Source organism: Nonomuraea sp. NPDC049152, assembly GCF_040648355.1.
GTDB lineage: Bacteria > Actinomycetota > Actinomycetes > Streptosporangiales > Streptosporangiaceae > Nonomuraea.
The window spans coordinates 47,429-70,981 of sequence record NZ_JBEZDO010000035.1 but is presented as its reverse complement, the minus strand read 5'-3'; the positions used below and the strand labels follow the sequence as shown (position 1 = coordinate 70,981).

The 23,553-nt window shown below is 70.2% G+C and carries 26 protein-coding genes; 16 read left to right on the top strand and 10 right to left on the bottom strand.

Translation table 11 applies throughout. From position 1 onward, the window contains the following. Positions 1 to 203: 203 nt before the first annotated feature. Complete coding sequence (locus AB0B45_RS42495; RefSeq protein WP_358143217.1) at positions 204 to 1,007, bottom strand: hypothetical protein; 804 nt, start codon at positions 1,005 to 1,007, stop codon at positions 204 to 206. Positions 1,008 to 1,042: 35 nt separating this feature from the next. After that, positions 1,043 to 1,792, bottom strand: coding sequence for a CAP domain-containing protein (locus AB0B45_RS42490; protein ID WP_358143215.1), 750 nt, complete (start codon positions 1,790 to 1,792; stop codon positions 1,043 to 1,045). A 308-nt stretch (positions 1,793 to 2,100) separates the two neighbouring features. Between AB0B45_RS42490 and rplM the strand changes: the two genes are divergently transcribed. From rplM to AB0B45_RS42470, 4 genes are all read left to right on the top strand, one after another. After that, entirely contained in the window at positions 2,101 to 2,544 is a 444-nt protein-coding gene (rplM, locus tag AB0B45_RS42485; RefSeq protein WP_358143213.1) for a 50S ribosomal protein L13, read from the top strand. A gap of 28 nt (positions 2,545 to 2,572) precedes the next feature. After that, the gene (rpsI, locus tag AB0B45_RS42480; protein ID WP_358143211.1) at positions 2,573 to 3,097 is read left to right on the top strand and encodes a 30S ribosomal protein S9; all 525 of its coding nucleotides are present in this window, start codon (positions 2,573 to 2,575) and stop codon (positions 3,095 to 3,097) included. A 1-nt stretch (position 3,098) separates the two neighbouring features. Further along, the gene (gene glmM, locus AB0B45_RS42475) at positions 3,099 to 4,448 is read left to right on the top strand and encodes a phosphoglucosamine mutase (protein ID WP_358143209.1); all 1,350 of its coding nucleotides are present in this window, start codon (positions 3,099 to 3,101) and stop codon (positions 4,446 to 4,448) included. A gap of 68 nt (positions 4,449 to 4,516) precedes the next feature. Next, positions 4,517 to 5,014 (top strand): hypothetical protein, encoded by a 498-nt coding sequence (locus AB0B45_RS42470; protein WP_358143207.1) that lies wholly within the window; start codon positions 4,517 to 4,519, stop codon positions 5,012 to 5,014. A 125-nt stretch (positions 5,015 to 5,139) separates the two neighbouring features. Here the strand turns inward: AB0B45_RS42470 and AB0B45_RS42465 are convergent, their stop codons facing one another. The 5 genes from AB0B45_RS42465 to AB0B45_RS42445 are packed head-to-tail and all read right to left on the bottom strand — an operon-like array spanning position 5,140 to position 9,480. Continuing rightward, positions 5,140 to 5,856 carry an ABC transporter permease subunit gene (locus tag AB0B45_RS42465; protein ID WP_358143205.1) on the bottom strand — a complete coding sequence of 239 codons (717 nt, stop codon included), beginning with the start codon at positions 5,854 to 5,856 and terminating at the stop codon, positions 5,140 to 5,142. Next, positions 5,856 to 6,770, bottom strand: coding sequence for an ABC transporter ATP-binding protein (locus AB0B45_RS42460; protein ID WP_358143203.1), 915 nt, complete (start codon positions 6,768 to 6,770; stop codon positions 5,856 to 5,858). The genes AB0B45_RS42465 and AB0B45_RS42460 overlap by 1 nt, the downstream gene beginning before the upstream one ends. Beyond that, positions 6,767 to 7,621: an ABC transporter permease gene (locus tag AB0B45_RS42455; RefSeq protein ID WP_358143201.1), complete on the bottom strand. Its 855-nt coding sequence runs from the start codon at positions 7,619 to 7,621 to the stop codon at positions 6,767 to 6,769. Before AB0B45_RS42455 ends, AB0B45_RS42460 begins: the two co-directional genes overlap by 4 nt. Further along, complete coding sequence (locus tag AB0B45_RS42450; protein ID WP_358143199.1) at positions 7,614 to 8,507, bottom strand: ABC transporter ATP-binding protein; 894 nt, start codon at positions 8,505 to 8,507, stop codon at positions 7,614 to 7,616. Before AB0B45_RS42450 ends, AB0B45_RS42455 begins: the two co-directional genes overlap by 8 nt. A gap of 19 nt (positions 8,508 to 8,526) precedes the next feature. After that, positions 8,527 to 9,480 carry a DUF389 domain-containing protein gene (locus AB0B45_RS42445; protein ID WP_358143197.1) on the bottom strand — a complete coding sequence of 318 codons (954 nt, stop codon included), beginning with the start codon at positions 9,478 to 9,480 and terminating at the stop codon, positions 8,527 to 8,529. 64 nt (positions 9,481 to 9,544) lie between these two features. Between AB0B45_RS42445 and AB0B45_RS42440 the strand changes: the two genes are divergently transcribed. Beyond that, positions 9,545 to 9,679 carry a hypothetical protein gene (locus AB0B45_RS42440; RefSeq protein ID WP_358143195.1) on the top strand — a complete coding sequence of 45 codons (135 nt, stop codon included), beginning with the start codon at positions 9,545 to 9,547 and terminating at the stop codon, positions 9,677 to 9,679. On the opposite strand, the gene coaA is transcribed toward AB0B45_RS42440, so the two are convergent. Further along, positions 9,651 to 10,553, bottom strand: coding sequence for a type I pantothenate kinase (gene coaA / locus AB0B45_RS42435; RefSeq protein WP_358143283.1), 903 nt, complete (start codon positions 10,551 to 10,553; stop codon positions 9,651 to 9,653). The genes AB0B45_RS42440 and coaA overlap by 29 nt on opposite strands. A gap of 381 nt (positions 10,554 to 10,934) precedes the next feature. On the opposite strand from coaA, the gene AB0B45_RS42430 reads away from it, so the two are divergent. The 11 genes from AB0B45_RS42430 (at position 10,935) to tsaD (ending at position 19,945) form a co-directional block, all read left to right on the top strand. Next, complete coding sequence (locus tag AB0B45_RS42430) at positions 10,935 to 11,285, top strand: holo-ACP synthase (RefSeq protein WP_358143193.1); 351 nt, start codon at positions 10,935 to 10,937, stop codon at positions 11,283 to 11,285. Positions 11,286 to 11,295: 10 nt separating this feature from the next. After that, positions 11,296 to 12,759 (top strand): NAD(P)H-hydrate dehydratase, encoded by a 1,464-nt coding sequence (locus AB0B45_RS42425; protein WP_358143191.1) that lies wholly within the window; start codon positions 11,296 to 11,298, stop codon positions 12,757 to 12,759. Between the two features lie 12 nt (positions 12,760 to 12,771). Then, positions 12,772 to 13,914 (top strand): alanine racemase, encoded by a 1,143-nt coding sequence (gene alr / locus AB0B45_RS42420; protein ID WP_358143189.1) that lies wholly within the window; start codon positions 12,772 to 12,774, stop codon positions 13,912 to 13,914. After that, positions 13,911 to 14,960 carry an alpha/beta hydrolase gene (locus AB0B45_RS42415; protein ID WP_358143187.1) on the top strand — a complete coding sequence of 350 codons (1,050 nt, stop codon included), beginning with the start codon at positions 13,911 to 13,913 and terminating at the stop codon, positions 14,958 to 14,960. The genes alr and AB0B45_RS42415 overlap by 4 nt, the downstream gene beginning before the upstream one ends. Beyond that, positions 14,957 to 15,412, top strand: a complete 456-nt coding sequence (gene tsaE / locus AB0B45_RS42410) for a tRNA (adenosine(37)-N6)-threonylcarbamoyltransferase complex ATPase subunit type 1 TsaE (RefSeq protein ID WP_358143185.1) — start codon at positions 14,957 to 14,959, stop codon at positions 15,410 to 15,412. Before AB0B45_RS42415 ends, tsaE begins: the two co-directional genes overlap by 4 nt. Positions 15,413 to 15,551: 139 nt before the next feature. Next, complete coding sequence (locus AB0B45_RS42405) at positions 15,552 to 16,229, top strand: hypothetical protein (protein WP_358143183.1); 678 nt, start codon at positions 15,552 to 15,554, stop codon at positions 16,227 to 16,229. A 3-nt stretch (positions 16,230 to 16,232) separates the two neighbouring features. Next, on the top strand, positions 16,233 to 16,784 hold the full coding sequence (locus AB0B45_RS42400; protein ID WP_358143181.1) for a class F sortase: 552 nt from the start codon (positions 16,233 to 16,235) through the stop codon (positions 16,782 to 16,784). 36 nt (positions 16,785 to 16,820) lie between these two features. Then, positions 16,821 to 17,750 carry an aminoglycoside phosphotransferase family protein gene (locus AB0B45_RS42395; RefSeq protein WP_358143179.1) on the top strand — a complete coding sequence of 310 codons (930 nt, stop codon included), beginning with the start codon at positions 16,821 to 16,823 and terminating at the stop codon, positions 17,748 to 17,750. A gap of 80 nt (positions 17,751 to 17,830) precedes the next feature. Beyond that, positions 17,831 to 18,478: a tRNA (adenosine(37)-N6)-threonylcarbamoyltransferase complex dimerization subunit type 1 TsaB gene (gene tsaB / locus AB0B45_RS42390; RefSeq protein ID WP_358143281.1), complete on the top strand. Its 648-nt coding sequence runs from the start codon at positions 17,831 to 17,833 to the stop codon at positions 18,476 to 18,478. Between the two features lie 11 nt (positions 18,479 to 18,489). Then, positions 18,490 to 18,921, top strand: a complete 432-nt coding sequence (gene rimI / locus AB0B45_RS42385) for a ribosomal protein S18-alanine N-acetyltransferase (RefSeq protein WP_358143279.1) — start codon at positions 18,490 to 18,492, stop codon at positions 18,919 to 18,921. Further along, positions 18,914 to 19,945 carry a tRNA (adenosine(37)-N6)-threonylcarbamoyltransferase complex transferase subunit TsaD gene (tsaD, locus tag AB0B45_RS42380; protein WP_358143177.1) on the top strand — a complete coding sequence of 344 codons (1,032 nt, stop codon included), beginning with the start codon at positions 18,914 to 18,916 and terminating at the stop codon, positions 19,943 to 19,945. Before rimI ends, tsaD begins: the two co-directional genes overlap by 8 nt. A gap of 319 nt (positions 19,946 to 20,264) precedes the next feature. Here the strand turns inward: tsaD and AB0B45_RS42375 are convergent, their stop codons facing one another. Then, positions 20,265 to 20,957, bottom strand: a complete 693-nt coding sequence (locus AB0B45_RS42375) for a DUF429 domain-containing protein (RefSeq protein ID WP_358143175.1) — start codon at positions 20,955 to 20,957, stop codon at positions 20,265 to 20,267. Between the two features lie 175 nt (positions 20,958 to 21,132). Further along, complete coding sequence (locus AB0B45_RS42370; RefSeq protein ID WP_358143173.1) at positions 21,133 to 23,553, bottom strand: discoidin domain-containing protein; 2,421 nt, start codon at positions 23,551 to 23,553, stop codon at positions 21,133 to 21,135.

Sequence of the window (23,553 nt, the reverse complement as noted above, 5' to 3'; positions counted from 1 at the left end):
GCCTGCACCGTCGGCCTGCCGAAACTCGGCGGTGGCGTCGCCGGTGCGGCTGAGCCGTCCGTTTCGCGCTCGTGCTCAGACCCAGATTCCTGGCCACGCATAGGGGGAGCCTAACCATAGTCAGGAGATCGGCATGCCCGTATGGGTGTTCTCGGGCGGATCGGCCGGGAGGTTTGTCGCTTTTTAGGGCTGACTGAGTGGTTTCAGCCTCCGCGGCGGCCGCTGAGCGAACGCGAGTCGAGCGCCGGGTACACGGTCGTCTTGGTGACGTCGACACTCGCCTGGGAGAGCAGCTTGACGCTCTTCTTGTCGGGCTTGTGGCCGTCCTTGAACTGGACGTAGAGCATGACCGCGTAGTGGCCGTGGGTGGCCACGTGGACGCTGGCCTCGCCCGCGCCGATGAACTTGGTGATGTCGTCCTTGCCCGCGAGCGGTTTCACGAACAGCTTGGACTCTCCCTTGGCCCGCACGGACCCGGCGACCTTCGTCGCCGCCTTGCCGTCGACCAGGTTGGCGACGCCGACGGTGCCGATGATCTTCCCGGACTTGTTCTTGAAGGTGGCCCGGATGAGTTGCGTGCACTTCCCCGACTTGAGCGCCTTGTCGAGCTTGTCGCCCTCGGCCGCGTCGCCGCACTTCTTGTCGGTCTTGAGGGTCGTCACCTCGTAGGAGCGGCCGTCGACCGTGAACTTCTTCTTGGGGAAGAGTTCCTTCTGCGTGAGCGTGTCGGGGTCGGTCTCGCGGGCGGCGGCGAAGCCGTACTTGTCGGCCGGGGTCACGGGCTGGTCGACCGGGGGCGCGCTCGCGCGGCCCACGGGGTCGGCCGTCGGGTCGGGGCCATCGGAGTTCCACATCACCACGAGACCCGCCACGAGCGCCCCGAGGACGAGCAGACCTCCGAGGGCGAACCAGAGCGGTGAGCGCGAGCGCGGGCCCTCGTCATAGGGGCTCCACATCGCGCTGCGCTGTTGAGTGGGGGTTTCGTCGGTCTTCTTGGTGGAACCCATGCGCCGAGATTAGCCGGGGTTGACCCTGGGCGAGGTCACGAAAACCCGAAGTCCTGGGTCCACCACGGGCCGCCCGGACCTGACACGACGCCGAGGCCGACCGCGCGATAGCCGCAATGCAGGAGGTTACGGCGGTGCGCGGGACTGTCCATCCAGCCGCGCACGGCCTCCTCCGCCGAGACGTAGCCGCGGCCGATGTTCTCAGCCGCGCCGTCGCGGTAGCCGGCCTGCTCCATGCGCTTCCACGGCGAGGAGCCGTCGGGGGAGTCATGGGCGAACAGGCCCGACTCGGCCATCTCCAGCGAGTGGGCGCGCGCCGAGCTGGTCAGCCGCCTGTCGACCCGCAGCGGGGCGCAGCCCTTGCGGGCGCGGGCGGCGTTGGTGAGCTTGACGGCCTGGGCGGCGAGCGCGGGGGAGATCTTCAGCAGCGGCGCGCCGAGCACGGTGGTGGGATCTCCGGGCAGCTCTCCTGGCACCTCTGTCAGCTTCTTGCGCGCCGGCGCCGTGGGCCTCGGCGTCGGTGTGGCCCTGACCGTACGGCGGGGCCGGCTCCCCACGCGCGCGCTCGGCTTCTTCCGCGACGCCGTGACCGACGGGGTTGGGGTGGCGGCCGGTGGCGCGGTGTTGTTGAGGTAGACCTGGTCGGAGGCGTCGAGGCGGTTGACCGAAAGCCTGCCGATGAGCACGCCGGCGAACAGGACCGCGAGCAGGCAGGCCAGCAGACCCAGCAGGTTTCGGCGCCGCGATCTTGGCTGGGTGTGCCGGGTGTGAGGGGACTGCCACATACCGCAGTCAACGATAGGGACGGCAGATATTGCTGGAGAAGGGCTTACAGCGAACCGAAACAGAACCGTGCCGCGCGTAGACTGTCCCCCGGTGTCGCCGCTCGTTTTGACCCGCGTCCTCGAGTGGCGGTAACCTTTGCTTTCGTTGTATGCGAGTCGGTCCGTCTGTGACCGATGCGCGGCGCGTCCGGCGTCATCTCCCATTCTGTTGGAGACGGAAGGTCCGGGCTGTCGTGCGCCCGCACCGACCGACCATAGAGCTGTCGCATCCGACAGCGCCGAAGACGCGATTAAAGAAGGCTACGACCGTGCGCACGTACACACCGAAGCCCGCCGACGTCCAGCGTCAGTGGTACGTCATCGACGCTACTGACGTGGTGCTGGGCCGGCTGGCCAGCCACGTCGCGACCCTGCTCCGCGGTAAGCACAAGCCGATCTTCGCAAACCACGTCGACACCGGTGACTTCGTCATCGTCATCAACGCCGACAAGATTGCGCTGACCGGCAACAAGCTCGAGCAGAAGAAGGCCTACCGCCACTCGGGCTACCCGGGCGGTCTGCGTTCCGTGACCTACGGCGAGTTGATGGAGAAGCGGCCTGACCGCGCCGTCGAGAAGGCCGTCAAGGGCATGCTCCCCAAGAACGCGCTCGGCCGGAAGATGGCCAAGAAGCTGAAGGTCTACGCCGGGTCCGAGCACCCGCACCAGGCCCAGAGGCCCGTGCCGTTCGAGATCACCCAGATCGCCCAGTAGTAGTTCGCGAAAGATTTAGAGGAGAACCGTGGCTGAGCCCACCGGTGTCGAGACGGCCGTGATCGAGGCCGAGCAGGAGGACTTCTCCAGCGAGGAGTTCCCGTCCGAGTACACCACCGAGTCCGCTGCCAGCGCCGACGCTCCCGTGCGCAAGCCCGTCACCACGGGCAACTCGTACGGTACCGGCCGCCGCAAGGAGGCGATCGCCCGCGTGCGCATCGTCCCCGGCACCGGCAAGTGGACGATCAACGGTCGTTCGCTTGACGCATACTTCCCCAACAAGGTCCACCAGCAGATCGTCAACGAGCCCTTCGTGGTGCTCGGTGCCGAGGAGGCCTTCGACGTCATCGCCCGCATCGACGGCGGCGGCGTGACCGGCCAGGCCGGCGCCCTCCGCATGGGCCTGTCCCGCGCGCTGGCGATCCTCGACGTCGAGAACAACCGCCCGCCGCTGAAGAAGGCCGGCTTCCTCACCCGTGACGCCCGCGCCACGGAGCGGAAGAAGTACGGCCTCAAGAAGGCCCGCAAGGCTCCGCAGTACAGCAAGCGCTAAATTGGGGCGCCTTTTCGGCACCGACGGGGTACGTGGGGTCGCGGGTCGCGACCTCACGGCCGAGCTCGCCATGGACCTCTCGGTCGCGGCGGCTCACGTCCTCGGCGATGCAGGCGCTTTCGCCGCCACAGGCCACAAGAGGCCTGTGGCGGTCGTAGGCCGGGACCCCCGCGCTTCAGGTGAATTCCTGGAGGCGGCGGTGGTCGCCGGCCTCGCGTCGTCTGGGGTGGATGTGCTGCGTCTCGGCGTGCTGCCCACTCCCGCCGTCGCCCACCTGACGGCCGCGCTCGGCGCCGATCTCGGCGTCATGCTGTCGGCCTCTCACAATCCCGCCCCCGACAACGGCATCAAGTTCCTGGCCCGCGGCGGCTTCAAGCTGTCCGACACGGTCGAGGACGAGATCGAACGCCGGCTCGGCGAGCGATGGGACCGCCCCGTGGGGGCGGGCGTCGGCCGCGTGCGCGAGGCGTACGGCGAGGCCGACCGCTACATCTCCCACCTGCTCGACACGCTCGACGGGCGGCTCGACGGGCTCCACATCGTCGTCGACTGCGCCAACGGCGCGGCCAGCGTGGTGGCGCCCGAGGCGCTGCTGCGTGCCGGCGCCCAGGTCGAGGCCATCGGCGCCAGGCCCGACGGGCTCAACATCAACGCGGGCTGCGGCTCCACTCACCTGGACAAGCTGCAGCAGGTCGTCATCTCGCGCGGGGCCGACCTCGGCATCGCCTACGACGGTGACGCCGACCGCTGCCTGGCCGTCGACCACACCGGCGCGGTGATCGACGGCGACCAGATCATGGCGATCCTGGCGCTGGCGATGCACGCGGAGAACCGGCTCGCCAAGAGCACCGTGGTCGCGACCGTCATGTCCAACCTCGGCTTCAAGCTGGCCATGCGCGAGGCGGGCATCGAGGTCATCCAGACCGCGGTGGGCGACCGCTACGTGCTGGAGGCGATGAAGGCCGACGGCTTCAACCTCGGCGGCGAGCAGTCGGGTCACGTGATCCTGCTCGACCACGCGACGACGGGCGACGGCCTGCTGACCTCGCTGCACCTGCTGTCGGTGGTCGCCAGGTCGGGCAAGTCGCTGCGTGACCTCGCCACGGTGATGACCGCGCTGCCGCAGATCCTGATCAACGTCAAGGACGTCGACAGGGGTAAGGCGGCCTCGCCGCAGCTTTCCGAGGCCGTTGCGGCGGCCGAGGCGGAGCTGGGCGAGACGGGGCGGGTGCTCATCAGGCCGAGCGGCACCGAGCCGATGATCAGAGTGATGGTCGAGGCGTCGTCGGAGGAGCAGGCCAGCAGGGTCGCGGGCCGGCTGGCCGACGTGGTCCGCACCGCCTGCGTCTGAGGCTTCACAAAAGAGGTACGGCACCCTCGTGCCGTACCTCTTTATAGTGTCCGCTTTATAGTGTCCGCGTGAATTCCTTACGCGCGCTCGCTGGAGCGCTTCTCGCCTCAGCACTTCTTCTCGGCGCCGCCCCCGCCCAGGCGGCGTCGGTTTCTCCCGCGTCGGCTTCGGTCGCGGCGGCCAGGCCGGGCAACGGACGGGTGCTCCACGACGCTCTCAGCGGCGGCGAGGGCCATCTCAAGGTCAAGAACGGGACGACGAGGGACGCGGTCGTCACGCTGGTCAGGGGTAAGAAGAAGGCGCTGAGCTTCTACATCCGCGCCAAGTCGACCGCGACGCTCAAGGGCATCCAGGACGGGACGTACCGGGTGTTCTACACGAGCGGCTACGGGTTCAGCACGTCGAAGGGGCGGTTCACACGTGCCGCGGTGTACCGGCGGTTCGACGACCGGCTGAAGTACACCACGAGCTCGACGTCGGCGACGATCTGGACGCTCACGCTCAAGCCCGCCATCGGCGGCAACGCGACGACCAGCGGCGTCGACCCGAAGGACTTCCCCGCCTGAGGCCGTACGACCCCTTCCTCGGAAACTCGGACGCGACTCGACCTCACGGTCGAAGTCCGGAGCGCTCGGTGAGGGGGCCGGACGATCCTCATCCCGTGCCGGCGGGTGGCCCGGGTTTCACCGGGTCACTCGTCGCCGGTCAGGGAGAAGGCGCGCAGCCGCTGGCCCGCCCACACCACCGCGCCGACCGTGACCACGATCAAAGCGGGGATCGCGAACCCCAGCTTCACGTCCGTCGACAGGAACGGCGACGAGCTGAGCTGGTCGGCGATCGACTTGGCCCACTGCTGGATCGAGAACTGCCTGGCTCCAGGAACCAGGTTGCCGATCAGCCCCTCCCACACCAGCGCGTAGATGACCCCGAAGGTGACCGCGTGCTTGGTGATGACCCCCAGCAGCAGGAACACCGCCGCGTAGGCGATCCCCCCGCACAGCGCCCCCACGGTGAAGCCGGTGGCGATCCCCGACTCGCCGCCCACCAGCAGCCACGCCGACACGAAGGTGGGCACCCCCGCGAAGACGGCCAGCAGCGAGGCCGCCACGGCGAACTTGGTCTGGGCGATGACGGGGCGCGAGATCGGCTTGGACAGCAGGTGCAGGACGGTGCCGTCGTCGATCTCCGGCGCGATCACGCCGGTGCCGGCGATCAGGCCGAGCAGGGGCAGCATGGTCCCGACGGCGAAGCTCTGCATGAGCATGACCGCCGACCGCTCGTCCGCGCTGCCGACCAGCCGCAGCAGCACCGCCATCGCCACCAGGGCGACGGGGAGCAGGATGAGCAGGAAGATGCGGCGACGGCCGAGTACCGCGCGGTAGGTGATGCCCGCTACGACGCCGTTCACTAGGAGCTCCTTGTGATCAGGTAGGCGAAGACGCTCTCCAGGTCCTCGTCGGCCGGGGAGACCTGGAGGAGGTGGACGCCTTCGTGCCGGGCGACGCGCGGCAGCAGCCAGGTGAAGCGGCGGAACTCCGCCGCGTGGACCTCCAGGCCGTTGGGAGTGAGCGCCACGCCCGCCGCCGACCTGTCCGCGATCAGGGCGGCGGCCAGCTTCCTGTCGTCGCTCGACCGGATCCTGAACAGGTGCGGCCTGTCGGTCATCAGGCGGCGGATCTCGCGGAAGTCGCCGGAGGCGGCGTGCCGTCCCGCGACGACGACCTCGATGTGCTGGGCGACGCGCTCGACCTCTTCGAGGATGTGCGAGCTGAACAGGATCGTCTTGCCCGCCGTGCCCATGGCGGTGATGAGGTCCATCAGCTGGAGCCGCTGGCGCGGGTCCATGCCGTTGAAGGGCTCGTCGAGCAGGAGCACCTGCGGGTCGTGGACGAGGGCGGCGGCGACCTTGACGCGCTGCTTCATGCCCTTGGAGTACGTCTCGACGCGGCGGTCCTTCGCCGCCTCCATCTCGACCATGGCCAGGGCCTTCTTGGCGGCGTCCTCCGGCGCGGCCAGGCCGTGCAGCTTGGCCGCTGAGAGCACGAACTGCCATCCGGTGAGGAAGCCGTAGATGCCCTCACGCTCGGGCACCAGGCCGATGTGGCGGTAGATGTGGTGGTTCTTCCAGGTCTTGTCGCCGTCGAGGGTGACCGTGCCGCCCGAGGGGGCGAGGAAGCCCGCCATCATGTGCAGCAGCGTGGACTTGCCCGCGCCGTTCGGGCCGAGCAGGCCCGTGACGCCGGGGCCGATCGTCATGGTGATGTCGTTGACGGCCACCACGTTGCCGTACCAACGCGAGACCTGGGCGAGCTCGATCTTCACCGGGAGGCCGCCTTCCGGTAGCGGAGGATGAACGCCGCCATGCTCAGCGCGATGAGCGCGACGACCGCGAGCGCGGCGAAGGCGCCGGGCGGGTAGCTGGAGCCGCCGGCGGGGGTGGTGCCGAACAGCCACGACTGGAGCACGTCGACGAGGAAGAACGGGTTGATCAGCCACGACCACTCGGCCAGGTCGCTACGGCCCAATGACTCGAAGGCCCCGAACAGCGCGGTCTGCACCGCCGAGGTCAGCAGGTACACCGCGATGACGGAGGCGACGCCCAGGCCGCGGCGCGGGGTGAAGGAGGCGAGCGCCAGCCCGAAGGTGGACAGCAGCAGCGCCAGCACCAGCGCCGTGACCACCGCCGCGACGTACTCCTTCGTGTGCGGCGGGCCCGGCAGGTCGACGAGCAGTTCGCCGACGTACATCACCGTCAGCGGTATCGCGACCAGCGCGAACAGCGCGACGGTCATCGCCACCACCTTTGCCGCGACGTAGTCGAGCGAGGAGATGGGCCGCGAAAGGTAGAGCGGCAGCACCTTGTGCCGCAGGTCGGGCGCGGTGATCGTGGGTGACTGCGAGGCCAGGAAGATGGCGATCACCGGCTGCATGAGGACGGCGTAGCCGGTGTAGCCGATGTCGTTGCGGCCTATCGTCGCCATCAGCGCGATCGCGACGACCGGCAGCAGCATCATCGACCCCGCGAGCAGGAACGGCATGAGCTTGCTGCGCGCCCTGCGGCCGAGCCCGAAGACGCTGCGCAGGTTCTGCACGATCAACGCCCGTACGGCATGGGCCCTGCCGAGCCGTACCCCTTCGTAGTGGCGGTAGCCGATGTCGTAGATCTCAGACACGGAACACGTCCTCGATTCGCTGCCTGCCCTGTTCGAGCCGGATGAGGCACAGGTCGAGATCCGACACCGCGTCGCGGATGGAGTCGTAGGTCTCGGGGCCGCTGACCTGGACCAGCAGGCCGCGGCCGTGCGCGGTGACCGACTGCCCGAGCTCGGCCAGCCTGGCGGCCAGCGGCTCGGCGCCCTCCTCGACCTCGACGGTGAGGATCGGGGTCGCCTGGGTGAACTCGGTGATGGCGCTGGAGCGCAGCAGCCGCCCGCCGTCGATGACGATGACGTGGTCGCAGACGCGTTCGAGCTCACCGAGCAGATGGGAGGTGACCAGGACGCTGATGCCGAACTCGGCGCCGATGCGCCTGATCAGCGTGAGCATCTCGTCGCGGCCCCGCGGGTCGAGGCCGTTGGTCGGCTCGTCAAGGAAGACCAGCTTGGGGTCGTGGACGAGCGCCTGGGCGAGCTTGACGCGCTGCTTCATGCCGGTGGAGTAGCCGCCGATGGCGCGGTAGCGCTCCTCGTACAGGCCGACGTGGCGCAGCACGTCGGCGGCGCGCTCGCGGGCGGCGGTGCGCGGCAGTCCGGAGATCTGCGCGAGGTGGACGACCAGCTCGGTGGCGGACACGTCGGGCGGCAGGCAGTCGTGTTCGGGCATGTAGCCGACGAGCCTGCGGATCTGCGGGCCCTGCGAGACCACGTCGAGCCCCAGGACCTCGGCCCGGCCCGCCGTGGGCGGCAGGAGGCCGAGCAGGATCTTGATCAGCGTCGACTTGCCCGCTCCGTTGGCGCCCACCAGGCCCGTGACGCCTGCGTCGACCGTGATGGACAACTGGTCCAGTGCGGTCACCGTCGGGAAGCGTTCGGTCAGCCCCTCGGTCGCGAGGATGTGCATGATCCGGACACTACCCGCGTCAACCCCCTGGCGGCCTCGTTCGTGTGGACGAACCGGGACTCATCCCCTGGGGCCAGATGCGGCGCTGCACGTACAGCACCGCCGTACCGGAGATGACCATGCCGGCGATGTTGACGGCGAGTTGCAGCGCGGAACCGCCGACCTCGGGCCAGTTGCCGAGGGCCATGGCGACGGCCGCGTAGCCCGCCGCGGGGATGGTGGTGACCGAGATGAAGACGCCCACCAGCGCCGAGGACTTGCCCGCGGTGACGGACAGCACCCCGGCGGCTCCCGCGAGCAGGGCGACGATGAAGGACCAGCGGTCGGGTTTGACGATGAACTGGACCTCCTCGTGGCCGGTGTCGAGGGATCCCGCGTCGATCCAGCCGAGCCCTCTGGAGACGAAGGCACAGGCGAAGGTGATGGCGATCGCGACTCCGAAGCCGATGGCGAGCGTGGCCAAGGACCTGCCGACCAGGTGCCACCGCAGGGTCAGCAGGCCGAAGCAGGCGGCGGCGATCGCGCCGAACTCGGGGCCGAGGACCATCGCGCCGACGATGAGCACCAGGGAGTTGGTCACGACGCCGATCCCGGCGAGCTGCGTGGCGATCGCGATGAAGACGAGATAGGCCCAGGTGAGCCTGAGGTCGTCGTCGACACGCTGGGCCAGCGCCGCCCAGACCACCGCGTCGTCGCCCTCGCCCGGGGCCTCGGCCTCGGCTTGTTCGGCGGCCTCCGAGATCGACAGGTCGATGTGCTCGATGGCGATCGAGCCCTCGTGCTTCAGCCAGTTGACGCGGTCGATGACCTCGTTGGCGGACTCGCGGGCCATGTCACAGAAGATCAGGTCGCCTTTGGGCGCGCGGGCGGCCCCGGCCAGGACGGCGATGTTGGTGACGCCCGTGCAGCCCTCCAGGACCTCGATCACCTCGTGGGTGCGGTCAGGAGGGCTGATGAGTCGCAGATGCAGCACGCGGCCCATTGTCGTCCATCGGACATTGATAGCGCGTTGACAGCTGTCAGCCAGGCTGCCGTTCATGATGATCAGCTGTCATGAGGAGGGCGAGCCGTGCTGGTTCGCCGACATCGACGATCTGGGGTGCCAGGGCCGGTTCGCGGCCTATGTGATGGAGGAGGTCGTCGTCAGGTACGGCGCAGCCGTACCCGCTTGATGGCGTGGTCGGGGCCCTTCTTGAGCACCAGGCCCGCGCGGCCGCGGGTGGGGAGGATGTTCTCGACGAGATTGCGCTCGTTGATGTCGCGCCACACGTTCTTGGCGAACACGGTGGCCTCGTCCTCGGAGAGCTCGGCGATGTACTTGAAGTACGACTTCGGGTCCTCGAAGGCGGTACGGCGCAGCTGGTGGAAACGGTGGACGTACCAGTTGCGGATGTCCTCGACCTTGGCGTCGACGTAGATGGAGAAGTCGAAGTAGTCGTTGACGGCGAGGGCGGCGGGCGGGGCCGGCTGCAGGACGTTCAGGCCCTCGATGATGAGGATGTCCGGCTTTTTCACGACCTGGGTCTCGCCGGGGACGATGTCGTACTCCAGGTGGGAGTACACGGGGGCGTGCACCTCGGCCGCGCCCGCCTTCACCTCGGCGACGAAACGGACCAGGGCGCGGCGGTCGTAGCTGTCGGGGAAGCCCTTGCGCTGCATGATCCCCCTGGCCTCCAGCACTTCGTTGGGGTAGAGGAAGCTGTCGGTGGTGATCAGCGCGACCTCCGGATGCTCGGGCCAGCGTGCCAGCAGCGTCCTGAGCAGCCGCGCCGTGGTCGACTTGCCGACCGCGACGCTGCCGGCGATGCCCAGGATGTACGGCACGCGCTGCTCGTCGTTGCCGAGGAAGGCGCTCAGCACGCTGCTGCGCTGCTTGGACCCGGTGAAGTGGAGGTTCAGCAACCGGGTCAGCGGGAGGTAGATGTCGGTGACCTCGGCGAGATCGATCGGGTCGTCGACGCCACGGAGGTCTTCCAGCTCGTCTGCGGTGAGAGTCAAGGGCGTGTTCTTGCGGAGCTCGCTCCACTGCTCCCTGCTCAGGTCCACGTAGCCGTTGTTCACCCTGAAAGCCTATTGACCGGGAAAGCTTGGTTGGTTCGTGGGTGTCCTGGTCCCTCGTCGAGGATCCATGCACAGCCTGTGGATAAACCCCTGGGATTACGAAGACGCGGAAGCGGGTAAATGGCCATATCCGCCTCCTCCCCGCAGACCGGCACCTCATGCCCGCCCCCGGGACCCGCGCCCCGCGCCGACCTTCGATTTCCGCGGGGTTCGCGCCCGTGACGGCCTTCGTTCCCCCGAGGACGGGACGTCGCGGTGGTCTTCAGCTCCCTCGAAGGACGGGACCCCGCGCCTGCGAGGGCGGATCTTCGGAGAAGCGGGGTCCTTGGCACGGGCGGGGGCGGTGACCCTCGTTACGCTGGGTGAATGATTCTGGGCATCGGGGTGGACGTCGTCGACGTGGCCAGGTTCGAGGCGACGATGGCGCGAACGCCTGGGCTGCGCTCCCGGCTGTTCACCGAGACGGAGCGGACGCTCGGCTCGCAGTCGCTGGCGGCCAGGTTCGCGGCCAAGGAGGCCGTCGCGAAGGCGCTCGGCGCGCCGCCGGGCCTCAGCCACCTCGACGCCGAGGTCCGCACCGGCGATCACGGCAAGCCCGAACTGCACGTCACCGGCCAGGCCGCCGCGGTCGCCTACGGCCTCGGGGTGAAGCGCTGGCACGTCTCGCTCAGCCACGACGCGGGTATCGCCATGGCCTACGTGATCGCCGAGGGTTAGGTTCTGACACGTGCGCACCGCTTACACCGCCGACCAGATCAGGGCAGCCGAGCTGGCGCTGATGGCCACGCTTCCCGAGGGCACGCTGATGCAGCGCGCGGCCACGGGCCTGACCTCCGTCTGCGCGACCCTGCTCGGCAGGGTCTACGGCTCGCGGGTGCTGCTGCTCGTCGGCAGCGGCGACAACGGCGGCGACGCCCTCTACGCGGGTGAGCGGCTGGCCCGTCGCGGCGCGAGGGTGGAGGCGATCCTCGCGGGGTCGAAGACGCACGCCGAGGGGCTGGCGGCCTTCCGCGAGGCGGGCGGCAGGGTCGTCGACGCGCTGGGCGCGCCGGACCTCATCGTCGACGGCCTCGTGGGGATCGGCGCGTCGGGGGCGCTGCGCGAGCCGTACGCGTCGCTGGTCGCCGAGGCGAACGCGGTCGACGCGCTCATGGTCGCGGTCGACGTGCCCAGCGGCGTCGACTCCAGCACGGGCCGGGTCGCGGGCGCCGCCGTCGACGCGCACGTCACGGTGACGATGGGCGCCTGCAAGACCGGGCTGCTCGTCGACCCGGGCGCCTCCCGGGTGGGCACGCTCGAAGTGATCGACATCGGCCTCGGCCCCTACCTGCCCGATCCCGACGCGGCCGCGCTGACCGCCGAGGACGTCGACGGCCTGCTGCCCAGGCCGGGCGCGGAGTCCGACAAGTACCGCAGGGGAGTGATCGGCATCGCCGCCGGCAGCGACCGCTACACCGGCGCGGCGGTCCTGTCCGTCGGCGGGGCGCTGCGGGCGGGCGCGGGCATGGTCCGCTACGTCGGTACGGCCCCGCCGGTCCAGCAGGTGCGCACGCACTGGCCAGAGGCGGTCATCACCGAGCTGGACCGGCCGTCGATCGGTGACGTCGGACGGGTCCAGGCCTGGGTGGCGGGGCCCGGGCTCGGCACCGGCGACTGGGCGCACGAACTGCTCGCCGAGGTGCTGGCCTGTGACGTGCCCGTGCTGCTCGACGCCGACGCGCTCACGATCGTGTCCAGGGATCGCGGGCTGCTGCGCCGTACCGCGCCCGTGCTGATCACTCCGCACGCGGGAGAGCTGGCTCGGCTGCTCGGCGTGCCGAGCGACAGGGTGGAGGCGAGCAGGCTCGAGCACGCGCGCAGGGCGGCGGCGGAGCTCGGGGTGACGGTGCTGCTCAAGGGGTCCACGACGGTGATCGCCGAGGAGGACAGGCCGGTCAGGGTCAACCAGACGGGATCGTCGTGGCTGGCCACGGGTGGCACGGGCGACGTGCTGTCAGGGATCGGAGGGGCGTTGCTCGCCGCAGGGCTCACGGCGTACGACGCGGGGGCGTGCGCGGCCTTCCTGCACGGGCTCGCGGGGCGCGTCGCCGCCGACGGCGCGCCGCTGACCGCGGCCGACGTGGCCGGCGCCGTACCGTCGGCCATCCGATCTCTGAGAGGCGAATCACGCTCAGGCGGTCGGCGAAGCTGACAAACTGGGAGCATGAGCTTCCGTGAGGCCACGCCCGCGCAGGCGCGGGTGGACCTGGCCGCCATCAGGCGAAACGTCGAGCTGCTCAGGAAGCGGGCGCCTGGCGCAGAGCTGATGGGCGCGGTCAAGGCCGACGCCTACGGCCACGGTCTCGTGCCCGTGTCGAAGGCCGTCATCGAGGGCGGGGCGAGCAGGCTCGGCACCGCCTACGTCAGGGAGGGCCTCGCGCTGCGCGCGGCGGGGATCACCGCGCCCGTGCTGTCGTGGATCCTCACGCCAGGCGAGCCGCTGGACGAGGCGCTGCTGGCCGACATCGAGCTGTCGGCCTCCGACGAGGGCCGCCTGGAGGAGATCGCCGCGGCGGCCCGCCGTACGGGAAGGGTCGCGAAGACCCATCTCGAAGCCGACACGGGCATGAGCAGGGGCGGCTCGCCCCTGGCCGCCTGGCCCGGCCTGCTGGCCGCGGCGGCGCGGCTGCAGGCCGAGGGCGCGATCGAGGTCGTCGGCCTGTGGTCCCACTTCGCCTGCTCGGACATCCCCGGGCACGGCTCCGTCGACCTGCAGATCGACGCCTACGAGACCGCGCTGAAGCTGGCCGAGCGGGAGGGCGTCTGCGGCTCTCACGTGATCAGGCACCTCGCCAACTCGGCGGCGATCGTGTCGCTGCCGCGCACCCACTACGACCTGGTCAGGGCGGGCATCGCGATGTACGGCCTGAGCCCCATCCCCGAGCAGGGCGACTTCGGCCTGCGGCAGGCGATGACGCTGGTGGCGCGGATCGCGCTGGCCAAGCGGGTGCCAGGGGGCTCGGGCGTCTCCTACGGCCACCTCTACACCACCGCGAGCGAGTCGACGCTCGGCCTGGTGCCGCTCGGCTACGCCGACGGCATCCTCAGGCACGCGACGGGCCGAGCCGAGGTCATGGCGGGGGGCAGGCGCAGGCGGATCGTCGGCAGGGTGTGCATGGACCAGTTCATGATCGACATGGGTGACGATCCGCTGGCCGACGGCGACGAGGTGGTCCTGTTCGGTCCCGGCGACGATGGCGAGCCGACCTGTCAGGAATGGGCCGACAGTCTCGGCACGATCACGCATGAGATCGTGACCAGGCTGGGCGCCAGGGTGCCGAGGGTCTACGAGGGAGCGGGCGCATGACGACGACGACGCGCAGGAAGTTCGGCGTCGCGGGGGCGATCGTCGGCGCGGCCTCGGCGAGCCTGGCCGCAGCCGCGCTGGCCAAACGCTACGCGGTCGGCCGCATCAGGTTGCGCCCCGACCCCGAGGCCAACGAGCCGTTCGGCGAGCTGAGGGGCAGGGAGCGCACGCTCATCACCTCCGACGGGGTGGCGCTGCACGTCGAGATCGACGGCCCGGAAGACGCGCCCGTGACGATCGTGTTCTGCCACGGCTACACGCACAACCTCGACTCATGGCACTACCAGCGCCGCGACCTGCGGGAGAGCTACCGGATCGTCCTGTGGGACCAGCGTTCGCATGGTCTGTCCCAGCGCACGGAGAAGCAGGACAGCTCGATCGAACGGCTGGGCGAGGACCTGTTCGAGGTGCTGGAGACGTTCGTGCAGGGGCCGTGCGTCCTGGTCGGCCACTCGATGGGCGGCATGACGATCATGGCGCTCGCCGACAGCAGGCCCTCGCTGTTCGGTGACAGGATCAAGGGCGTGGCGCTGATCGCGACCAGCGCAGGCAAGCTGGCCGAGATCACTCTCGGCCTGCCGGCCCTGGTGGCCAAGGGCCTGCACAAGGTGGCCCCCGCGACGGTCTCCATCCTGGGCAGGGGCGGCTCGCTGGTCGACAAGACCCGCCACGCCGGCAACGACGTGGCCTTCCTGGTGCTGCGCCACTTCGGATTCGGCGACTCCAAGAACGTCAGCCCCACCCTCGTCGACTTCGTCGAGTCGATGATCCGCTCGACGCCGACCGAGGTGATCGCCGACTTCTATCCGGCGCTGATGAACCACGACAAGCTGTCCGCGCTCGGCGTCCTCGACGAGGTGCCGACCGCGATCATGGTCGGCGAGAAGGACTGGCTGACGCCACCCGAGCACAGCAGGGCGATCGCCGCTGCCCTGCCGAAGGCGCAGCTCACCGAGGTGCCGGAGACCTCCCATCTCATCCAGCTTGAACGGCCGAGCGTGGTCAACGACGCCCTGCGGGACCTGGTGAAGAGGGTGGAGCTGTGACTGTCGTCGCGACCGCCGAGGAGATGCGCGCCCTCGGCGTACGGCTGGCCACCGACCTGAGGGGCGGTGACCTGATCATCCTGTCCGGGCCGCTCGGCGCCGGAAAGACCACACTGGTGCAGGGCATCGCAGAGGGGCTCAAGGTGCGCGGCCCGATCACCTCGCCGACCTTCGTCATCGCCCGCGTCCACCCCTCCCTCGCCGACGGGCCTCCGCTCGTTCACGCCGACGCCTACCGTCTCGGCGGCGATCTCGAAGTCGACGACCTCGACCTCGACGCCTCGCTGGAGGAGTCGGTGACGATCGTGGAGTGGGGCGAGGGGCTCGTCGAAGGGCTGTCCGACGAGCGGCTCGAGGTCCATATCGACAGGTCTGGCGGTGACGACGCACGCAGCGTCACCTTGAGAGGGATCGGCGCGCGCTGGGCCGACACGCCGTCTGATCCCGCCTAACGAGCAAATCTCCGCCAAGGCCCGGTCAAGCCTGAGATCATTTCTTCATGGGTTCACCCAGATTTTCTGGGTATCAGGTGGGGTACAGCCTCCGGATCCGGTGGATGCTGGATGGAAAACGGCGAAGTGGGGTGCGGCGGTGCTCACGGTCAGGCGAGTCGCGTACGCGGGGGCCTTCCTCCTGTTAGGTGTGGCGGGATGCTCGGCCTCGGCGGAGACGGCCACGCCGTCAGGCACAGCGACGACCACCGCCACCTCCACGGCCACCGCGACGGCGACGGCGACCACCACCAGGCAGAACATCGACGTGCGGCTCAACCCCGACAGGGTGACGGCCGGTGACACCTCCACGGTGTGGATCCTGGCCAACTGCCCCGTGCCGAACGACGGCCCCGAGCACAGCGGCACCGCCACGTCCAAGGCGTTCCTGGCCGCGGTCACGCTCGACCCCGTGCCGCCGCCCACGCCGACCGCCACGCCCAGCAGCACCGCCACCCCCGCCCCCGTGCCGTGGGTGCGCGGCGACGCCCAGATCTCCGGCACCGTCAAGCGCGGCAGCTACCCCGTGAACGTCAAGTGCGACGGCACCAACGACACCGGCAAGGCCACGTTGCGCGTGGTCGCCGCGGGTCCGACCGCCGAGCCGACGTCCACGAGGACCGTCGTGCCCACCAAGGCCCCTGGCGCGGGCGGCGGCGGCACGTTCGCCAAGGACGCCGCGGACGAGTCGAGTCTCCCGCTCGGCCCCGCTGGAGTGCTGCTCGGACTGGCTCTGGCCGGAGGCGTCGGTCTGGCGCTGCGGCGTCGCCGCGGCTGACACATGGCCCGGTTTTCACGGGTGATCCTCGCGGGGGCCGCCACCGGCCTCGTGCTGGTCGCCTTCGGCAGGACCCTGCAGGTGCGGGACGAGGAGGCCACGTCCTCGTCCGTCGTGCCCGAGAGCATCGAGGTTCCGGCCATCGACCTCGACGCGCCGTTGATGAAGCTCGGGCTGACCAAGGGCGGCGAGGTGGAGCTGCCGCCGTACGAGAAGCCGAAGGTCGCGGGGTGGTTCAAGCACAGCGCGGTGCCCGGCGAGCGCGGCGCGTCCGTGATCATCGGGCACGTCGACACGAAGACGGCGCCCGCGGTGTTCTACAAGCTCAGGCAGCTGCGCAAGGGACAGCTCGTCAAGGTGTCCCGCAGCGACGGGAAGGTCGCCGAGTACAAGGTCGACTCGGTCGAGCAGGTCGGCAAGGACCGCTTCCCCGCCGAGCGCGTCTACACCGAGGCCGGCCTGCGGCTCGTGACGTGTGGCGGCAACTTCGACTATGCCAGGCACGAATACGAGGACAACATCATCGTCTACGCCTCGCCGGTGAGACTCGCCTGAGGAAATCCGCTTGCGGGCGTCGGGAGGATGGTGGGCATGAGCGACGAGTCGAACCCGCCGGCCTCGGGGGTGCGCCTGCCGTGGGAGCAGGTGCCCGCCGACCTGCGCCGCCAGGTCGCGGACTTCCTCGGCGGGCGCGTGGTCGAGGCGGTCACCCAGACGGGGGGCTTCTCTCCCGCGGCGGCCGTACGGCTGAAGCTGGACAACGGCAGGCGCGCCTTCGTCAAGGCCTGCGGCTCCTCCCCGAACCCCCGCTCGATCGAGATCTACCGGGAGGAGGTCAGGATCGCGGGCGCCCTGCCCGGCCAGGTGCCCGCGCCGAGGCTGCTGACCTCGTTCGACACCGGCGACTGGGTGGCGCTGGTCTTCGAGGACGTGGAGGGACGTCACCCCGCCATGCCGTGGCGCGACGACGAGTTGCGCCGCGTGCTCGACGCGGTGGACGGGCTGTCGGCCGCGCTCACCCCCGCGCCGATCGAGGCGCGGACCTTCGCCGAGACCCACGAGATGAGCTTCACCGGCTGGCGGACGCTGCTCCACGAGGACACCACGGGCCTGGACCCGTGGGCGCTGCGCAACCTGGAGGCGCTGGCCGCGCTGGAGGAGGGCTGGCAGGCGGCGGCCGAGGGCGACTCGCTCGTGCACGCCGACCTCAGGGCCGACAACCTGCTGCTCACCGACGACCGGGTGTACGTCGTGGACTGGCCGTGGGCGTCGGTCGGCGCACCGTGGATCGACCTGGTGTGCATGCTGCCGTCGGTCTGCATGCAGGGCGGGCCGCCGCCGCAGGACCTCCTCGACGGCGAGGACCCGGCCGTGACCGCGGTGCTCGCGGCGCTGACCGGCTATTTCGTCAGGAACGGCAGCCTGCCCGACCCGCCGGGGCTGCCGACGGTCAGGGCGTTCCAGCGGGCGCAGGGCGTCGAGGCGCTCGCGTGGCTGCGTCACAGGACGGGCTGGGGCTGAGTTTCCCGCGCCGGCCGCGATCGGGTGAGCGTGATCGTGCGTCGGGCAGCATCGGCGGGGACGCACTAGGCTAAATGTTCGTGCTGGTCCTGGCCTTTGATACCGCGACCCCCGCCGTCACAGCAGCGCTGCACGACGGCGCGAGGGTGCTCGCCGAGTCCACCGTGGTCGACGCCCGTCGCCACGGTGAGCTGCTCGTTCCCACGATCGAGAAGGTGCTGGACGAGGCGGGCGCCTCGCTCAGGGACGTCACCGCGATCGTCGCGGGCTCGGGCCCCGGCCCCTACACGGGGCTGAGAGTGGGCCTGATGACCGCGCAGGCGCTGTCCACCGCGATCGGCGCGCCCGCGTACGGCATCTGCAGCCTCGACGCCGTCGCCTACGGCAGCGGGCTCACGACCGAGTTCCTCGCTGCCACCGACGCCCGGCGTAAGGAGGTCTTCTGGGCCCGCTACGCCGACGCGCGCACCCGCCTGGAAGGGCCCTTCGTCGACAGGCCCGCCGACGTGCCGCGCACCGGCGAACTTCCGGTCGTGGGGGCGGGGGCCGCGCTCTACCCCGACATCCTCGGCGAGTCGGACGCGCCGCCGTACCCCTTTGGCGGGTTCATGGCCGCGCTGGCCGCCGAGCGGCTGGCGGCCGGCCTCCCCATGGAGGAGCCGCGGCCGATCTACCTGCGCAGACCCGACGCGGTGATCCCGAAGCCACCGAAAAAGGTGACGGCGTGAAGCTCAGGCAGATGACCGAGGCGGACCTGCCCGCGGTCATGGCGCTGGAGCGGGCGACGTTCCCCCTCGACGCGTGGAGCGAGGGCATGATGCGCGGTGAGCTGGCCGACCAGCCCCGCACCAGGCACTACGTCGTCGCCGTCGACGACGGACTGATCGTCGGCTACGCGGGACTGGCCGTCGCCGCCGACCAGGCCGACGTGCAGACGATCGCGGTGCTGACCGAACGGCAGGGCGAGGGCATCGGCAGCGCCATGCTCACCGAGCTGTTCGACGAGGCGCGGCGGCGGGCGGCCCAGGAGATCTTCCTCGAGGTACGCGCCGACAACCCTCGCGCCAGGTCGGTCTACGAACGGTTCGGATTCGAGGAGATTGGCGTGCGCCGCCGCTACTACGACGACGGCACCGACGCGATCATGATGAAGAGGAAGCTGGATGGCTGACGAACCCCTGGTCCTTGGCATCGAGACCTCCTGCGACGAGACCGGCATCGGCATCGTCAGGGGCCACACGCTGCTGGCCAACACCATCGCCTCCAGCATGGAAGAGCACGCCCGCTTCGGCGGCGTGGTGCCGGAGGTCGCCTCCAGAGCACACCTGGAGGCGATGACGCCGACCATCGAGTCGGCACTGGCGACGGCGGGCGTGAAGCTCACCGACATCGACGCCATCGCCGTCACCGCGGGCCCTGGACTGGCGGGCGCGCTGCTGGTCGGCGTCGCCGCGGCCAAGGCCTACTCGCTCGGCCTCGGCGTGCCGCTCTACGGCGTCAACCACCTGGCCGCCCACGTCGCCGTCGACCAGCTCGAACACGGGCCGCTGCCCAAACCGTGCATCGCGCTGCTGGTCTCGGGCGGGCACTCCTCGCTGCTGCTGGTGCCCGACGTGTCCGAGGACGTCGTCTCGCTCGGCTCCACCGTGGACGACGCCGCCGGTGAGGCGTTCGACAAGGTGGCCCGCGTGCTGGGACTGCCGTTCCCCGGCGGCCCGCACATCGACAAGGCGGCCGTCGCGGGGTCCGGAACGGCGATCACCTTCCCGCGCGGGAAGATCGACGACGGCACGTTCGACTTCTCCTTCTCCGGGCTCAAGACGGCGGTCGCGCGGTGGGTGGAGGCCCGTGAGGTCTCGGGCCAGTCCATCCACGTGCCCGACGTGGCGGCCTCCTTCCAGGAGGCGGTCGTCGACGTGCTGACCCGCAAGGCGCTGCAGGCGTGCAAGAAGTACGGCGTGCACGACCTGCTCATCGGCGGCGGCGTCGCGGCCAACTCGCGGCTGCGGGCGCTGGCCCAGGAGCGGTGCGACAAGGCCGGCGTACGGCTGCGCGTGCCACGTCCTGGGCTGTGCACGGACAACGGGGCGATGGTGGCGACGCTGGGATCCGACCTGGTCGCGGCGGGAATCGCGCCGTCGTCCCTGGAGATCCCCGCCGACTCGTCCCTGCCGATCACGACGGTGCACGTGTAGAAGAGCTCGATCCCTCGCCTACGGCTCGGGGCCGGCCTTCCCTCGGGGCTCCCGCCCCGCTCCCGTTTCCGTTGACCACGCGTCTCGGTATCCCGAGAGGGGCGTAGCGCAGGTGGGCAGCCACAGCGACCAGACGATCTACGATTGGCGCAAGCAGGACCGCATCGATGCGGCTCTGGAACCGGCATCACCTCGGGTGATGTGGCCGAGCTGGTCACCGCGGCGACGACGGATCGCCGAGTTGGAGAACGAATGGCCATCACCCGGCGGGTGATCGAGCTGATTCGGGAGCAGCGTCTCCATGTTGTCCTCGATCAGGTCAAGCCCAGATCGCGCAGGCGATGCCGTCGGTGAAGGTCTGGGGCGGCCAGGGTATGGAGCCGGCTTGACCGGTGACGACGCGTCGCGCTGTCCAGGCGGCGACGGCCGCGTCGAGGACGTCGTCGACGCCCGCCATCGTGCCGGCCCCGCCAAGCTCTCGGGGAACCACGATGCCGGCGCCTTCGAGGAGAGCACGTCGGTGCTCCACGCCTGCCCAGGTGGTCTTGCGGACCGGAAGGGGAGCGCCTGCCAACTGGGCGAAGCAGACCTCGGGATGGACCTCGACGACACGCTGACTCGTCTGGCGAACCCACCGGTCGACCTGCAGGAGCTTCTCCCGCAGAGCGAACGCCTGCCGGGAGATTCCTTCACCGGTCAACTCCTGGTTGATCGCGACCGCTGTCGCGTAGTCCTCGGCCTCCAGCGCGGGCCGCGTCGGCGTCATGAACACCGAGGGCCAGCGTGCGCCCACTGCTCGCCGAGCCAGGACATCGGCTTCCCGCCGTCCGCGATCGGGCAGGCCGATCGGCATGTCGACGGCCACGACCTCGAGCTCACCGTCCATGGCCGCCAAGGAGACCAGCTCATCGATCCGGGCCGCGCAGTACGCGCGCACGGGTTCCTCACCGACGGCGATGCCTATCCAACCCTGCTTGCATCCGTCGACGCCGAGCACTCGCCTGTGGTCCATGACGTCATCGTCCACCGGTTCGGTGTCGCGGTACGGAGATCCGTACGACAAGCCGACGAGTACGGCCACCGGCGAGGTGCCGGCGCGGCCTCCCTGATCGTGCGGGCCTGAGGACAATGCGGTTCGCGTCCCAGGCTTCGGAGCAGGGAGGCCGGCCAGGTGGCGGGGCCGCGGCTCAGCTGCCCCAGGCTTCGAACTCGTAGATGCGGGCGGCGGGGTCGGAGTTCTGCGTGGGCTTGGTGATCGTCAACCGGGCGTAGCGGGCCGTTACGGTGACCGGGTGTGTGGTGGTGGCCGCGGTGTTGCCGGTGACGGTCACCGCCGTGGTCCACGCGTCGGACGTGGTGGCGCGCACCTGGATGGTGAAGTCACGGGTGTTCCAGCTCGAGGACTCCCCGCCGGTCTGGGCGTGCTTGACGACGAACCGGCTGAGCGACTTGGCGGAGCCGAGGTCGACCTCCAGCCACTTGGTGGCGGAGGTCGCGCACCACTTGTCGGTGTTGCCGCCGTTCACGCTGCCGTTGACGGCCTTGGCCGGCCCCTCGTTGGCGTTGCACTGGCCCGAGGCGCTCGCGGGGCGGTTGAGGGCGAGGTTGGTGTCGGTCGGAGGGGTGCCGGACCAGGAGACCGTGGCCGTGGCGGCGGCCGAGCGGCCGTATTCGGCGCCGACCGCCTCGACCTCGATCGTCGTGGTGGTCTCGGTGCCGTTCCTGTCGAGCTGCGGCACGAAGTAGGCGTCGTTCGGCGTGGCGCCCAGGTAGGTGCGGGTGCCGTCGGGGTTGCGGCGGTAGACGTCGTAGTGGTGGGCCTGCTCCGCGCCCGTCCACGCGAGGCGGAGCGACTTGCGGGTGGCGGACACGTCGGTGGCGCCGAGCACGGTCAGCCCGGTCGGGGCGGCGACGGTGTCGACCGTGCCGTCGTAGACGGCGAGCTGGCCCACCCTGACGTCGTAGGAGGCGGCGGTGCCGGCGGCCTGCAGGCCGAGCTGCGCGATCGTCTTGCCCGCGTGGGCGGACAGGTCGAGAGTCTTGCGCTCCCAGCCGGTGCCGCTGGTGGCGCCGAGGTCGATCGTGGTGAAGGTGGTCGGCGCGTCGGTGAAGGCGACCGCCGCCTTCAGGTTGGTGGCGCCCGCCGCGGGGGTCTTGACCACGACGGACAGCTTGGTGTCGGCGGCCACCGGCAGGCGGGTCTGGTAGAGCCGCACCGTGTTGGTCGCGTCGAGGCGTCCGGTGAGGCGGAGGGACGAACCGCCTTCGTAGGCGTCGCCGTAGTCGATGGAGGGGGTCAGCTTGGTGCCGGTGGACGACACGACCCACTGGTAGGTGGGCGGGACGTCCTGGACGGACAGGTTGTTCCAGCCGCCGCCGCGCACGCGGACGCCGCCGACGTTGTAGAAGTCGCCGTGCCCGGTGTTGAAGCCGGTCACGAACGGCTTCGCGGTGACCGGGGTCGACTCCGCGATGTAGTTGGCCAGGCCCTTCCACGCCGAGGACGTCGAGGTGTTGGACGGGTCGGCGTTGGCGCCCACCCAGAAGCGGGAGTCCTTGGTACGGAAGTCGGCGGGCCCCGTCGACGACTTCCACGTCCACTCGGGGCGGTAGATGCCCAGCGAGGTGACGTGCGGCTGCCCGGTGGGGAACACCGCGTCCCACGGCACGCCGGTGTTGTAGCCGTTGGCCTCGGTGTCGATGCCGGAGTACAGCTCGTGCTCGTCACGGCCGAGCGACCGGGCCAGGTCGCGTGAGGAGCTCAGCTTGGCGGCGGTCCAGCCGAAGTCGAGGAACATCGAGTCGGACACCCTGGCTGGATCGGACAGGAAGGCGTCGTTGGCCGTGGTGAGCGCGTCCTGCCAGGAGACCGAGCCGCTCTCGGTCATGGCGTCGTACCACATGAACTCGACCGGGCCCTTGGCCCTGGCGTACTTCATCAGGGACCGCAGCTCCGTCGCCAGGGCGGCGTCGCCGCCGGCGGTCTCCTGGTTGATGAACCAGCCGTCGAAGCCGTAGTGCCGGGCGACCTGGACGAGCTTGTCGGCGACCGGGTAGGAGGAGCCCGACTTCGTGACGAAGTCGCGCACCCACTGGATCTGGCCGCCGTACGCGGTGGGCGGGAAGAAGACGGTGCCGTAGACCTTGACGCCGTTGCGGTGGGCGGCGTCGATCACGGTGGCGTTGGGGGCGAGGATCAGTCCCTCGCTCGCCGAGCCGCCCCAGAAGACCAGGGTGTCGACGTACTGCCAGTGGGTGAAGGCGTAGTAGTTGGGGTCGAGCGCGCCCTGCGAGGGGTTGCCCGAGGTGGGCCCGAACGACACCAGCGAGGCGACGCGGCCTTCGCCGGCGCGGGCGTTCGCGTTCGCCTTCAACGCCGGGTCGGAGGCACGGGGCCGCAGCGGCACCCGCGAGCGGTTGAACCGGGCGTCGGGGTCGGTCGCCGGGTCCCAGCTGAGAATCGTGCTCGGGTGCCAGTAGGAGGCGTACGGCTGGTCGCCACCGCCGGCGGCGGCCGGGGCGGGGTCGGGGGAGGCTTGCGCGGGGGTCGTGACGAGGGCGGCCGCGGCGAGGACCCCGCACAGCAGGGGTAATAACGTCCGTCGCAT

Excerpts from the sequence above, each read along its gene's own strand:
- AB0B45_RS42395 (WP_358143179.1), top strand. The coding sequence starts at position 16,821 with ATGAGCGACGAGTCGAACCCGCCGGCCTCGGGGGTGCGCCTGCCGTGG.
- AB0B45_RS42415 (WP_358143187.1), top strand. The coding sequence starts at position 13,911 with ATGACGACGACGACGCGCAGGAAGTTCGGCGTCGCGGGGGCGATCGTC.
- AB0B45_RS42490 (WP_358143215.1), bottom strand. The coding sequence starts at position 1,792 with ATGTGGCAGTCCCCTCACACCCGGCACACCCAGCCAAGATCGCGGCGC.
- AB0B45_RS42495 (WP_358143217.1), bottom strand. The coding sequence starts at position 1,007 with ATGGGTTCCACCAAGAAGACCGACGAAACCCCCACTCAACAGCGCAGC.
- AB0B45_RS42450 (WP_358143199.1), bottom strand. The coding sequence starts at position 8,507 with ATGCACATCCTCGCGACCGAGGGGCTGACCGAACGCTTCCCGACGGTG.
- AB0B45_RS42400 (WP_358143181.1), top strand. The coding sequence starts at position 16,233 with ATGGCCCGGTTTTCACGGGTGATCCTCGCGGGGGCCGCCACCGGCCTC.
- alr (WP_358143189.1), top strand. The coding sequence starts at position 12,772 with ATGAGCTTCCGTGAGGCCACGCCCGCGCAGGCGCGGGTGGACCTGGCC.
- tsaD (WP_358143177.1), top strand. The coding sequence starts at position 18,914 with ATGGCTGACGAACCCCTGGTCCTTGGCATCGAGACCTCCTGCGACGAG.
- AB0B45_RS42440 (WP_358143195.1), top strand. The coding sequence starts at position 9,545 with ATGATGATCAGCTGTCATGAGGAGGGCGAGCCGTGCTGGTTCGCCGAC.
- rimI (WP_358143279.1), top strand. The coding sequence starts at position 18,490 with ATGACCGAGGCGGACCTGCCCGCGGTCATGGCGCTGGAGCGGGCGACG.
- AB0B45_RS42375 (WP_358143175.1), bottom strand. The coding sequence starts at position 20,957 with ATGGACCACAGGCGAGTGCTCGGCGTCGACGGATGCAAGCAGGGTTGG.
- AB0B45_RS42430 (WP_358143193.1), top strand. The coding sequence starts at position 10,935 with ATGATTCTGGGCATCGGGGTGGACGTCGTCGACGTGGCCAGGTTCGAG.
- AB0B45_RS42370 (WP_358143173.1), bottom strand. The coding sequence starts at position 23,553 with ATGCGACGGACGTTATTACCCCTGCTGTGCGGGGTCCTCGCCGCGGCC.